The sequence below is a fragment of the Rhodococcus sp. NS-SX18 genome (assembly GCF_057367935.1).
The window spans coordinates 2345552-2358172 of the sequence record NZ_CM170633.1 but is presented as its reverse complement, the minus strand read 5'-3'; the positions used below and the strand labels follow the sequence as shown (position 1 = coordinate 2358172).

12 protein-coding genes are annotated in these 12621 nt (G+C 70.9%); 8 read left to right on the top strand and 4 right to left on the bottom strand.

All coding sequences use genetic code 11. The annotated features are described in order from the left end of the window. Positions 1 to 136: 136 nt before the first annotated feature. Positions 137 to 823: an iron-dependent transcriptional repressor DtxR gene (locus AC2IPW_RS11000; protein ID WP_054373252.1), complete on the top strand. Its 687-nt coding sequence runs from the start codon at positions 137 to 139 to the stop codon at positions 821 to 823. Positions 824 to 874: 51 nt separating this feature from the next. Beyond that, positions 875 to 1867 (top strand): UDP-glucose 4-epimerase GalE, encoded by a 993-nt coding sequence (galE, locus tag AC2IPW_RS10995; RefSeq protein WP_416063446.1) that lies wholly within the window; start codon positions 875 to 877, stop codon positions 1865 to 1867. Positions 1868 to 1877: 10 nt separating this feature from the next. On the opposite strand, the gene AC2IPW_RS10990 is transcribed toward galE, so the two are convergent. Further along, the gene (locus AC2IPW_RS10990) at positions 1878 to 3011 is read right to left on the bottom strand and encodes a DUF4192 domain-containing protein (protein ID WP_416063445.1); all 1134 of its coding nucleotides are present in this window, start codon (positions 3009 to 3011) and stop codon (positions 1878 to 1880) included. A gap of 151 nt (positions 3012 to 3162) precedes the next feature. Beyond that, positions 3163 to 3921, bottom strand: a complete 759-nt coding sequence (locus tag AC2IPW_RS10985; RefSeq protein WP_486376853.1) for a sensor domain-containing protein — start codon at positions 3919 to 3921, stop codon at positions 3163 to 3165. Between the two features lie 138 nt (positions 3922 to 4059). Between AC2IPW_RS10985 and AC2IPW_RS10980 the strand changes: the two genes are divergently transcribed. The 5 genes from AC2IPW_RS10980 to AC2IPW_RS10960 all read left to right on the top strand — a co-directional run bounded on the left by AC2IPW_RS10980 (position 4060) and on the right by AC2IPW_RS10960 (position 11033). Further along, positions 4060 to 5013 (top strand): proteasome assembly chaperone family protein, encoded by a 954-nt coding sequence (locus AC2IPW_RS10980; RefSeq protein ID WP_003935600.1) that lies wholly within the window; start codon positions 4060 to 4062, stop codon positions 5011 to 5013. A gap of 182 nt (positions 5014 to 5195) precedes the next feature. Beyond that, entirely contained in the window at positions 5196 to 6233 is a 1038-nt protein-coding gene (locus AC2IPW_RS10975) for an alpha/beta fold hydrolase (RefSeq protein ID WP_003935601.1), read from the top strand. Between the two features lie 92 nt (positions 6234 to 6325). Beyond that, positions 6326 to 8830, top strand: coding sequence for a DEAD/DEAH box helicase (locus AC2IPW_RS10970; protein ID WP_416063443.1), 2505 nt, complete (start codon positions 6326 to 6328; stop codon positions 8828 to 8830). Between the two features lie 3 nt (positions 8831 to 8833). Then, positions 8834 to 10276 (top strand): amidohydrolase, encoded by a 1443-nt coding sequence (locus tag AC2IPW_RS10965; protein WP_416063442.1) that lies wholly within the window; start codon positions 8834 to 8836, stop codon positions 10274 to 10276. Between the two features lie 4 nt (positions 10277 to 10280). Beyond that, positions 10281 to 11033 carry a LysR family substrate-binding domain-containing protein gene (locus AC2IPW_RS10960; RefSeq protein ID WP_416063441.1) on the top strand — a complete coding sequence of 251 codons (753 nt, stop codon included), beginning with the start codon at positions 10281 to 10283 and terminating at the stop codon, positions 11031 to 11033. Between the two features lie 76 nt (positions 11034 to 11109). Here AC2IPW_RS10960 and AC2IPW_RS10955 read toward each other — a convergent pair whose 3' ends face one another. Next, positions 11110 to 11487 carry a VOC family protein gene (locus tag AC2IPW_RS10955; protein ID WP_003935605.1) on the bottom strand — a complete coding sequence of 126 codons (378 nt, stop codon included), beginning with the start codon at positions 11485 to 11487 and terminating at the stop codon, positions 11110 to 11112. Positions 11488 to 11580: 93 nt separating this feature from the next. Then, positions 11581 to 12234, bottom strand: a complete 654-nt coding sequence (locus tag AC2IPW_RS10950) for a hypothetical protein (RefSeq protein WP_416063440.1) — start codon at positions 12232 to 12234, stop codon at positions 11581 to 11583. 112 nt (positions 12235 to 12346) lie between these two features. On the opposite strand from AC2IPW_RS10950, the gene AC2IPW_RS10945 reads away from it, so the two are divergent. Further along, positions 12347 to 12610, top strand: a complete 264-nt coding sequence (locus AC2IPW_RS10945; protein ID WP_416063439.1) for a hypothetical protein — start codon at positions 12347 to 12349, stop codon at positions 12608 to 12610. Positions 12611 to 12621 lie beyond the last annotated feature (11 nt).

The window sequence follows — 12621 nt, the reverse complement described above, 5'->3', positions numbered from 1 at the left end:
TGCGCCGCCCTGGGGGACGCGAGTGCCGGAATACCCCGGCGCGCCCACCACCCACCACGCCGGGCGGGGCCGCTCGGGGTTCACCCGTCGGGGGTTTCGCCCGGTTAGAATCGGCCGCAGACGAAGGGGTGTGAGAGTGAAAGACCTGGTCGATACCACGGAGATGTACCTCCGGACGATCTACGACTTGGAGGAAGAGGGCGTCGTGCCGCTGCGTGCGCGCATCGCCGAACGCCTGGAGCAGAGCGGTCCGACCGTGAGTCAGACCGTCGCCCGGATGGAACGGGACGGACTGCTGCGTGTGGCGGGCGACCGGCACCTCGAGCTGACCGAGAAGGGCCGCGATCTGGCGGTGTCGGTCATGCGCAAGCATCGGCTCGCCGAGCGGCTGCTCGTGGACGTGATCGGCCTCGACTGGGAGAACGTGCACGCCGAGGCCTGCCGCTGGGAACACGTGATGAGCGAGGAGGTCGAGCGCCGCCTCGTCGAGGTGCTGCACAACCCCACGACGTCGCCCTACGGCAACCCCATCCCCGGCCTGGACCAGCTCGGTCTGGACCGGCCGGCCGCGGCGGACGAGCCCCTGGTCCGGCTCACCGAGATCCCGCCGGGTAAGCCGACCGCCGTGGTCGTGCGTCGGCTCGCGGAATATGTGCAGTCCGATCACGAGGTGATCGGCCGGCTGCGTGAGGCGGGGATCGTGCCCGACGCACGCGTTACAGTCGAGACGAAGCCTGGGTCGGTGATCATCAACGTGCCCGGCCACGACGGCTTCGAACTTTCCGACGAAATGGCCCACGCGGTGCAGGTGAAGCAGGTCTGAGACAGGACCCTTCGCCGGCCCTGCGCGGGCCGGCGAAGAAGGGCGCACAGCGTGAGGCTTCTGGTGACCGGCGGCGCCGGGTATGTGGGTAGCGTCTGCAGCACGGTGCTGCTCGAGCAGGGGCACGAGGTGGTGGTCCTCGACGACCTGTCCACCGGCAACGCCGACGCCGTGCCGGCCGGCGTGGAGTTCGTCGAGGGCGACATCGCCACCGCCGCCGCGGCGGTGCTCGGCGACGGCGCCCGCTCCCGGTTCGACGGGGTGCTGCACTTCGCGGCGCAGTCCCTGGTCGGCGAGTCCGTCGAGCAGCCGGACAAGTACTGGCACGGCAACGTCGTCGCGACCCTCGCCCTGCTCGACGCGATGCGGCGATCGGGAACTCCGCGGCTCGTGTTCTCGTCGACGGCGGCGACGTACGGCGAACCGGAGCGGGTCCCGATCACCGAGGACGCCCCGGCCCGGCCCACCAACCCGTACGGCGCCACGAAACTCGCCATCGACCATGCGATCTCGTCCTACACCCGGGCGTACGGGCTGGCCGCGACGAGCCTGCGCTACTTCAACGTCGCGGGCGCGTACCGCGGCGCCGGGGAGAACCGCGTGGTCGAGACCCACCTGATTCCACTCGTGCTGCAGGTGGCCCTCGGCCAGCGCGAGCACATCTCGGTGTTCGGCACCGACTGGCCGACCAAGGACGGCACGGCGGTGCGGGACTACATCCATGTCAAGGACCTCGCCGACGCCCATCTCCTGGCACTGGAGGCCGCCCGTCCCGGCGAACACGCCGTCTACAACCTCGGCAGCGGTGAGGGTTTCACCGTCCGGGAGGTGATCGAGGCGTGCCGCCGGGTGACGGGGCTGCCGATCACGGTGGTCGATGCACCCCGGCGTGCCGGGGACCCGGCGGTGCTGATTGCATCGAGCCGCCGCGCCGTCGAGGAGCTGGGCTGGAAGCCGCAGCACACGAGCCTCGACGAGATCGTCGCCGACGCCTGGGCCTACCTGCAGGATCTCGGCGACCGGTCGCACGCGGCGCGGCGCTGAGCCGCCGAGGTCACGCCGCGGGCTCCGGCGGGGGCATTCGCACCCCGAGTCGCGCGGCGATCTCGTAGCCGGTGTCGGCGAGTCCGCGTACGGTGTGCGGCCGCAACCCGGCCTGCAGGGCTTGGTCGAGAAGGTCGGCGAGCCGGTGCCGCGGGTTCGATTCGAGTGCCACACCCAGCGCGACCCCGGCGAGCGGTCCGTCGCCGCGTACGTATGCGCTGTAGCCGACGAGGGCGGCGGCCTCGGCTCGTTCCGGATCCGGAAGACGCCGGGTGAGCGCGATCCACAATCGTTCGGCAGCGTCGGCCTCGGCGCCCGTCGCGAGGGCCATCACGGCGTCTCGCACGGTCGAATTGGACAGCAGGACTGCCAGTTCGGCGAGTTCGGGGGCGAGCAGCTCCGCGCCGTCGCCGTGCCGGGCGATGTGGCTCAGGACGGCCTCGAGTTCCTGCCGGTCGGCGCGATCGCGGCCGCCGGCGCGGACGGCGAGTTCGTAGGCGAGGTCGCGGGTGTCGATCGCCTCGTCGATGTGGTCGGCGACCTGCATCCGTCCGGGCATCGGCACGGGGGCCAGCAGGTCGGCGAGTTCGGCGCGGGACCGTCGGATGGCTCCGCCCTCGAAGACGCGCGCGGCGGCGACGGGTGAGGCCTGTGGGTCCGGCACCGTCCCGCGCACGCCGCCGACGAGCGCGAACCATGTTCTGCCGCAGGCGACTTCGGAGACGGCGTGTGCGCCGGCGATACGGATCCCGTGACGATCGAGACGGACGGCGAAGTCGTCGAGCAGCCGGCAGGCTGCGGCGACGGCGGGGGCGTCCGGATGGTCGAGGCGGTCGTCGACCAGGACGACGAGCACGGCGTCGGCGCCCTCCCGGTCGCAGAGCGCACCGAATCGCTCGAAGACGTCACGCATCGCGGCCGGCACCGGATCGTCCTCGCCGGGAAGCAGGATCAGGTCGTGGCGCATGACGGCGCCGACGGCCGCGGACCGGACGCCGTCGCATCCGCCGCCGGCGTCGGACGCGAGACTGAGCACGATCAGCGACCGGGCGGGAAGGAAGCCGAGCATCGCCGGCACGGCGGCGATCAGATCGCCCGGATCGGTGAGTCGCAGCGGCCGGGACGAGGAAGTCGATGTGGTCATGGCCCGACTGTCCCCGACGGTCGGCGCCCCCCGGGGACCGTGAGCCCCGCATTCGCCGAATCTGGGGACGAGTCCTCCGCTTGTGGACAACTCCGGCGGTTGCGGGAGTCCACACCACCCGGTGTCGGTGGGCGCTGGTAGCGTGCTGCGCTCACGCGGCGCGCACGCGCTCCACGCTCGCATCGAAGACCTGGGTGAGGCCGTCGGTGTCGGCGGGCCCGGCACCGAAGGACATGTAGGTCACCAGTACCCGAACGTCGCCGATCTGGGCGATGCGGCTGGTCATCGACTGGGTGACCACCTCCCGGCCCTCCCCCGACCGGACGGTCCGGGTGAATGCGAAGGCCTCGACCCCCGGGGCCGCCGGGGGTGCCGACGGGTCGATCGTGGTGGTCACCGTGGCGGTGACGCCCCGGCGGGTCGCCGCGACGACCGGGCATTCGGCGAGACGCTCACGGTAGACGGCCAGCCCGTCGGTGACGGTGACGAGTTCCACCGAGATCGTGGCCCGGCTGTCGTTGTCCGTGCCGACCACCATCGCGGTCCCGTCCGGGCCGAAGTTCTGCGGTGGTGGCAGACATCCCGGCGGATCCACCTTGGCACCCTCCGGCACGCCCGTGAGATCGGGAGCGGCCTGGGCGACCGCCTGCGGCGGAAGTACCACGGCGTCGTACGGCTCGGGGAACTCCTCGGGGGGCAGCAGTAGTTCGGCGAGGGGCCGGCTCGCGGTGGCGGCGTCGCCCGTGGTGGCCAGCGCGGCCGGCTCGGGCTGGGGTGTCCCGCCGACGGTCGACGAGCACCCGGCCACGAGCAACAGCGCTGCGCCGAACGCGGCGGTGCCCAGCCGGCGACCGAGGGTCGGGGGACGGCGCGGCGGCCGGACGTCGTCTCCTGCGCTGTGGGGTGCCACCGGACCTCCGCTGTCGCGTTCCGCCGGGTCGCGCCCCGGCGGAGGCTGATCATCAGTTCAACTAGACTCGAACTCCACCATGCCACGCCGGTGACCCGGCGGTACCACGGCGCCCCGGATCGAACGGAGGATGTTCGCATGGACGATCAGTCCCGCATGTACGAGCTCGAGTTCCCTGCTCCCCGGCTGACGTCTGCGGACGGCGAGGGCCCGGTCCTGGTGCACGGCCTCGAAGGGTTCGCCGACGCGGGGCATGCGGTACGGCTCGCCACCACGCACCTGCGTGAGAGCCTCGAAAGCGAGCTCGTGGCGTCGTTCGCCGTGGACGAGCTGATCGACTACCGGTCCCGGCGCCCGACCATGACGTTCAAGGCCGATCACTTCTCGGATTACGCCGCCCCGGAACTCAACCTGTACGCCCTGATCGACACCGCCGGTACTCCCTTCCTGCTGCTCGCCGGCGCGGAGCCCGACCTGAAATGGGAGCGGTTCATCACGGCGGTGCGCCTGCTGGCCGAGCAGTTCGGCGTCCGGCGCACGATCGGGATCAGCGCGATCCCGATGGCGATCCCCCACACCCGTCCACTGGGCGTGACCGCGCACTCGACGAACAAGGACCTGATCGCCGATCACCACCGCTGGACCGGCGAACTGCAGGTGCCGGCGGGGGTGTCGTCCCTGCTCGAGCTGCGGATGGCTCAGCACGGGCACGAGTCGGTGGGGTTCTCGGTCCACGTGCCGCACTATCTGGCCCAGACCGACTACCCGGGTGCCGCCGAGACGCTGCTCGAGAACGTCGCCGAAGCCGGGGGGCTCGCGCTGCCCCTGGCCGCGCTCGGCGAAGCCGCCGCACGGGTGCGCGAGCAGATCGACGAGCACATCGCCCAGAACGAGGAAGTGCAGGCGGTGGTCCGGGGACTCGAGCGGCAGTACGACAGCTATGTCGCCGCGCAGGAGCAGCAGGCCGCCCAGCTGCCGACGGACGAGAATCTGCCGACCGGCGAGGAGATCGGCGCCGAGTTCGAACGTTTCCTCGCCGAGTACGACGATCGCGGCGGAAACGGGCCGGGCGAGGCGGAACCGCCCGCTTGACCGGGTTCGAATCGCCGCCGGTCCGACCCCGGATCATTACTCTCTCGTTACCCTTCGCGTTGTGCAGGTCACATACAGTCAGTACGCTCGGTTCGACGAGTTGAGCTGAAGGGTCGGGCCGGTGACGGTCCGGCGCCTCGAACACCACAGGTCGACGAGGATCCGGCGGTCAGGAGACGCATATGGGTTCATCACGCACACGTACGCTCCGGCCGGTACCGGATGCGGAGACGCGGGTGGTCTTCCGGACCATCCACGGCTACCGCCGCGCGTTCCGGCTCGCCGGTGAGGGGCCCGCCCTGCTGCTGATCCACGGGATCGGCGACAACTCCTCGACCTGGCAAGAGGTCATTCCGCACCTGGCCCGCAAGTACACGGTCATCGCCCCCGACCTGCTCGGCCACGGACGCTCCGACAAGCCCCGCGCCGACTATTCGGTCGCCGCATACGCCAACGGTGTCCGAGATCTGCTGTCGGTGCTGGGCATCGAGCACGTCACGGTGGTCGGGCACTCCCTCGGCGGCGGCGTCGCGATGCAGTTCGCGTACCAGTTCCCGCAGATGGTGGACCGGCTGATCCTCGTCTCCTCGGGCGGCGTCACCAAGGACGTCCACCCTGCCCTCCGCCTGCTGTCCATGCCAGGCCTGAGCGAGGTCCTCAAGCTGCTGCGGCTGCCCGGCGCGATGCCGGCGGTACGCGTCGCCGGCGACCTGCTGGGGCAGTTGCACGACACGCCGCTACGTCCCGGTGTCTTCCTGCACGACACGTCGGATCTGATCCGCGTCCTGAGCGGACTGCCCGATCCGACCGCCTACGAGGCGTTCCTGCGCACACTGCGGGCCGTCGTGGACTGGCGCGGCCAGGTGGTGACGATGCTCGACCGCTGTTACCTGACCGAGAACCTGCCCGTGCAGTTGATCTGGGGAGATCACGACAGCGTGATCCCGGTGAGCCACGGTTACCTGGCGCATTCGGCGATGCCGAATTCCCGGCTCGACATCTTCCGCGGCGCCGGTCACTTCCCGTTCCGCGACGATCCCATCCGGTTCCTGCGGGTCGTCGAGGAATTCCTCGACTCGACCGCGCCTCTCGTGTTCGACGAGCAACGCTGGCGTGAGTTGCTGATCAACGGCGTCAGCGAGAACCAGATCACCGGCAGTCCGGCCACCCGGCAGGCTGTGCTCGGTGCAATGGGCGCCGACGAACGCAGCGCCACCTGAGCGCCCCGCTCACCCGCGCGACCGGCCGACCGGACGAGCGCCGTCGTCCGGCGCGTCGGCGCGGTCCCGCCGGCAACAACTAGCCTGGAGCGGTGCTGCTTCCGGAACTGATCCCCGACATCGTCGACGAGGACTCGTTGTTCGACGCCTTCACCGCCTTCACGACCGGGCGCGGCCTCTCGCTGTACCCGGCGCAGGAGGAGGCGCTGCTCGAACTGGTCTCCGGGTCGAACGTCATCCTGGCGACGCCGACCGGCTCGGGCAAGTCGATGGTCGCACTCGGTGCGCACTTCTTCGCCCTGGCCACCGGGAAGCGCACGTTCTACACGGCTCCGATCAAGGCACTCGTCAGCGAGAAGTTCTTCGCACTGTGCGAGGTGTTCGGCGCCGATCGGGTCGGGATGATGACCGGTGACGCCTCGGTGAACCCCGGTGCCCCGATCATCTGCGCGACCGCCGAGATCGTCGCCAATCTGGCGCTGCGCGAGGGCGCCGACTCGGACATCGGCCAGGTGGTCATGGACGAGTTCCACTTCTACTCCGAGCCGGACCGCGGATGGGCCTGGCAGGTGCCCCTCGTCGAACTGCCCCGTGCGCAGTTCCTGTTGATGTCGGCGACCCTCGGTGACGTCACCTTCCTGCAGAAGGACCTGACCCGCCGCACCGGCCGCCCCACCACCGAGGTGTCCGGCTCCGAGCGCCCCGTGCCGCTGTCGTTCACCTATTCCCAGAAGCCGATCGGCGAGGAGATCGAGGAACTGGTCACCACCCACCAGGCCCCCGTCTACGTCGTCCACTTCACCCAGGCCGCCGCCCTGGAACGAGCGCAGGCCCTGACCAGCGTCAGCATGTGCTCCCGAGAGGAGAAGGATGCGATCGCCGAGGCGATCGGCGCGTTCCGGTTCTCCACCGGTTTCGGCAGGACGCTCTCACGGTTGGTGCGCCACGGTATCGGCGTGCACCACGCCGGGATGCTGCCGAAGTACCGGCGACTCGTCGAGCGGCTGGCCCAGGACGGCCTGCTGAAGGTCATCTGCGGCACCGACACGCTGGGCGTGGGCATCAACGTGCCCATCCGCACGGTGTTGCTCACGGGCCTGACGAAATTCGACGGCACCCGGACCAGGCAGCTCAAGGCCCGCGAGTTCCATCAGATCGCCGGTCGCGCCGGCCGCGCCGGGTTCGACACGATGGGCACCGTCGTGGTGCAGGCCCCCGAGCACGAGATCGAGAACGTGCGGGCCCTCGCCAAGGCCGGTGACGACCCGAAGAAGCGCCGCAAGGTGCAGCGCAAGAAGCCGCCCGAGGGGTTCGTCTCGTGGGGCGAGGGGACGTTCGACAAGCTCGTCGCCGCCTCGCCCGAGCCGCTCACGTCCCGTTTCTCCGTGAGCAATTCCATGCTGCTGAACGTCATCGCCCGGCCGGGCAGCTGTTTCGAGGCGATGCGTCATCTGCTCGAGGACAATCACGAAACGCGCGCGGCCCAGCGCCGGCACATCCTCAAGGCCATCTCGCTGTATCGGGGGCTCGTGCAGGCCGGCGTGGTGCAGCAGCTCGACGAGCCCGACGAGTTCGGCCGGACGGCGCGCCTGACGGTGGACCTGCAGCGCGACTTCGCGCTGAATCAGCCGCTGTCACCGTTCGCGCTCGCCGCGATCGAACTGCTCGACATCGACTCCCCCACGTATGCGCTGGACGTGGTGTCCGTGATCGAGTCCACGCTCGACGATCCGCGGCAGATCCTCATGGCCCAGCAGCACGCCGCCCGGGGTGAGGCCGTGCAGCAGATGAAGGCCGACGGCATCGAATACGAGGAGCGGATGGAGCTCCTCGAGGAGATCACCTGGCCGAAGCCGCTCGCGGATCTGCTCGAGCCGGCCTTCGAAACGTACCGCGCGGGGCACCCGTGGGTCTCGGAGTTCCCCCTGTCCCCCAAGTCGGTCGTGCGGGACATGGTCGAGCACACCATGACGTTCGCCGAACTGGTCGGCCACTACGGGCTGGCGCGCTCGGAGGGGCTGGTGCTGCGCTACCTCGCGGACGCCTACCGGGCCCTGCGTCAGACGGTTCCCGACGCGGCCCGCACCGAGGAACTCGAAGACCTCACCGAGTGGCTCGGCGAGCTGATCCGCCAGGTCGATTCGAGCCTGCTCGACGAGTGGGAGTCGCTGACCAACCCGGGCATCGAATCCGACGACCAGCAGGTGGCCTTCGGCGCCGATGTGCCCAAACCGATCTCGGCGAATCCACGGGCGTTCAAGGTGATGGTGCGCAATGCGATGTTCAAGCGGGTGGAACTGGCGTCGCGCCGACGCTGGGACGCCCTCGCCGACCTCGGTGACGGGCTCGAAGCGCAGGACTGGGCCGATCTGCTCGAACTGTACTTCGAGGAGTACGACGAGATCGGCACCGGTCCCGACGCGCGGGGCCCGCAGCTGTTCACCGTCGTCGAGGAGAAGGACCTGTGGCGGGTCCGGCAGACCCTGGCCGACCCCGAGGGCGACCACGGCTGGGCGCTACTCGGCGAGGTGAACCTCGCCGAATCCGATGCGGCCGGCGAGGTCGTGTTCGACGAGTTCGAGATCGTCGAGGGCTGAGCTGTGCCGTCGCCTCTGGTCCTGCGCAATGCCCGCACGGCCCCCGGCGCCGACCCGGTCGACCTGCCGATCAGCGGCGACCGCATCGACGCGGATCCCACGGGCGGCGCCGAGATCGTCGACGTCGAGGGGCGACTCGTGCTGCCGGGGCTGTGGGACGCGCACGTGCACTTCGACCAGTGGGCCCTCGCGCAGGCCGCGCTCGACCTGTCGGGCGCGACGTCGGCCGCGCACGCGGTCGCGCTGGTGGCCACCCGGCTGGCCGTCGACTCCACTCCCGTCCTGGTCGCCCGCGGATTCCGCGACGGGCTGTGGCCGGATGCACCCACCGCGGCGGCGCTCGACGCGATCGCCCCCGGCCGGCCGGTTGTCGCACTGAGCGCGGACCTGCACTGCGCTTGGTTCAATACTTATGCGCTACAACACTTCTCGCTGCATCCACACCCCACGGGTGTGCTACGCGAGAGCGAGTTCATGCCGCTGATGAACGACATCCAGCGCGTGGACCCCGAGGTGCGCGACCGCCTCGTGGACGCCGCGGCCCGGGCGGCCGCGGCCCGCGGTGTCGTCGGCGTCGTCGACTTCGAGATCGCCGACAATCTCGCCGCATGGACACGCCGCATCGGCGCCGGGACGCGGTATCTGCGGGTCCGGTGCGGCATCTGGCCGCGGTGGCTCGGCGCTGCGATCGCGGCGGGAATGCGTACCGGCGACGCGGTACCCGGCACGGCAGGTCTGGCGACGGTCGGTCCCGTGAAGGTGATCGTCGACGGATCGCTGGGCACTCGCACCGCTTACTGCCACGAGCCGTATCCCGACGGAGAGCGCGGGGTGCTGTCGGTGCCCCCGGAACAACTGCAGCCGCTGATGCGCCACGCCCACGACCACGGGTTCGAGAGCGCTGTCCACGCGATCGGCGACCACGCATGCGAGCACGTGCTCGACGCGTTCGCCGCCACCGGGGCACACGGCAGCGTGGAACACGCCCAGCTCGTGGCCGAACGCGACGTCCCCCGCTTCGCGCGGTCCGGTATCGCGGCGAGCATCCAGCCGGCACACGTGTACGACGACGTGGACCTGGCCGAGCGGTACTGGCCCGGCCGGACGCATCGTTCGTTCCCGTACGCGACGCTCCACGCGGCGGGTGCGCGCCTCGTCCTCGGCTCCGACGCACCGGTCGCGCCGCTCGATCCGTGGCGGACGCTGGCCGCCGCGATCGACCGCACCCTGCCCGACGGCCGGGTCTGGCACCGCGAACAGGAATTGGAACTGCACGTCGCGCTGGCAGCGTCCACCGGCGGCCGGACCCGCGTCACCGGCGGCGACGTCGCCGATCTGGTGGTGCTCGACGCGGACACGCTGCCGCGCTCCGGCGCGGAGCTGGCCGCGACGGCGGTGTGGGGCACGATGCTCGGCGGCCGCTGGACGCACGGGCCGCTAGCCTGAGCGGGTGAGCGAGAAGTCCGCCCCGGCGTTCCGGCTGGGCTACGTCCCCGGCGTCACCCCCGGGAAATGGGCGCGGGTGTGGGCGGAACGGATACCCGACGTCCCCCTGGAACTGGTGCCGGTGGCGGCCGCCGCCGGCGAGAGCGCGGTGCGCGACGGCACGGTCGACGCCGCGGTGCTGCGGTTGCCGCTGCCTCGCGAGGGACTGTCGGTGATCAATCTGTACACCGAGACGTCGGTGGTGGTCGTGCCCGAAGAGCATGCGGTCGCGGCAGTCGAGGAACTGGACGTCGCGGATCTCGCAGAGGAAACAGTGCTGCATCCGCGCGACGACGTGCTGGACTGGGCGCACCTGCCGGGACAGGAGGCGTTCGAGCGACCGCCTACGACGGAGACGGCCGTATCGTACGTCGCCTCGGAGGTGGGGGTGCTGGTCGTGCCGCAGTCGTTGGCGCGGCTGTACCACCGCAGGGATCTGACGTATCGGCCGGTGACCGATGCCCCGCAGTCGCAGGTGGGACTGGTGTGGCTGTCGGAGCGGACCACCGAGCTGGTCGAGGAGTTCGTCGGGATCGTGCGGGGTCGCACCGCCAACAGCTCGCGGGGCCGGCAGGACGAGTCCCAGCCGAAGCAGAAGCGGCGCGGGGAACGCCAGGGTTCGCAACCGAAGAAGGTCGTCGGCGACAAGAAGCCGAAGACCCGCCGCGGCAATGCGGGACGCCCGAAGAGCGCCGGACGTGCGCGGCGGCGCCGATAGCGGATCCGGCGGGGTGACCGGTCGCGGTGCGGGGAGACCGCGGGACGCCCCGCGCAGGGCCCCGGCGTGCGTCCGCTCACCCCGAACGCACGAGGCAGAACACGTGACCGGACGGATCACGGTAGGTGCGGAAGGTAGGGCTGGGGTTGGGACCCGGGACGCGGGTCGCGCCGTGCCGCAGGGCCCACGCCTCCGCGGCCTCGAGGTCGTCGACCTCGAGGTCCAGGTGCGCCTGCAACCCCACCCTGCCGTCCGGCCACGTGGACGGGGTGAATCCGGGTGCCAGCTGGAACGCCAGGCCTCCGCCGGCCGGGGCACGCAACTGGACCCAGTCGTCGTCGGTGGCGGCGTCGTCGATGTCCCAGCCGAGCAGCGCAGAATAGAACGAGGCCAGCCCGGACGGATCCGGGGTGTCGAGGACGTAGACCTGCAGGGCGATGGCGGGACGTGACATGGGCTCATGATCCCGCGAAGTCACCGTGCGAGGCCGGGGAACGGGGTGATTCGGCGGCGCAGGCTCCCGGCGGCGACCCAGAGCGTGCGCCCCTCACCCGTTCCTGGGAGGCACGACCTCGATCTCACGCCCCCACGAGACGCCGGGTGCGGCCGGAAGCCGGTCTCCGCTCCAGAACCGTCCGGGGTCGTACCAATTGCTGCCGCGTCCGCGCTGCTCGAGCAGGCCCATCGCCTCGAGAGTCGCGCCCACCACCTCGGCGCAGTACGCGCGCTCGAGACTCGCATCCGGACGGGTGCGCCACGGCAGCCGGCCCGCGAACCAGCGACTCGCCAGCCGGCCCGTCGACGGGAACGGCGTGCCGTCCAGCCGGGCTACGGTGCGCAGCAACTGGTCCTCCTGCGCCGGCGTCACCTCGACGTCGAGCTGGCGCAGCCAGCCACGCTGGCCGTACCGGGCGCTCCACACCTGGACCGCCGCGCGCAGGTCGTGCAGTTGCACACCGCGGTGGTGCCGGCCGGTCCACATGTCCGGCAGGCTCCTGCCCAGCTCGGCGTGCCACATCAGTGGTGGCAGGTCGTCGAGCACCACGGCCATGCCGACGTGGTTGACGGGGGCGTTGGTCAGCGTCTGGATCGCCCGGTCGGCATTGCTGGTGCCGCGGAAGATCCACAGGTCCCCGGTGCGGGTCAGCGCCACCGCCTCGTCGAGGGTGATCCTGGACTTCGGCGGGCTCGGCTGCGGCATGTGCGACAGCCTCTCATGTGGAACCGTCGTGGCTCACCGTCCGTTGCGCGCCGGCGGGACAGAGAGACCCGTGCAGCGAGTGCCCGATCTCGCGCGGTCTAGGCTCGCGCGCATGGCATTGAAGGGCAGGCAGTGGTGGAAGCTCGTCGGCCTGGCCGGTGCGGTCGGCGTCGCCGCGACGGGCGCAGTCGTCATGCGCGACGAGCGCAGGCGGCGTGCGTACACCGCCGACGAGGTACGCACGAAGCTGCACGACCGCTACGCCCGCGTCGCGGCCACGCACGACACGCAGAGCGCGGTGCCCCTGGACGAGGTGACGACGGGACTGTGCACGCGGATCCGCACCGGGCTCCGACGGGTCCGGGTCCGTCGCTGAGGCGGCCACGT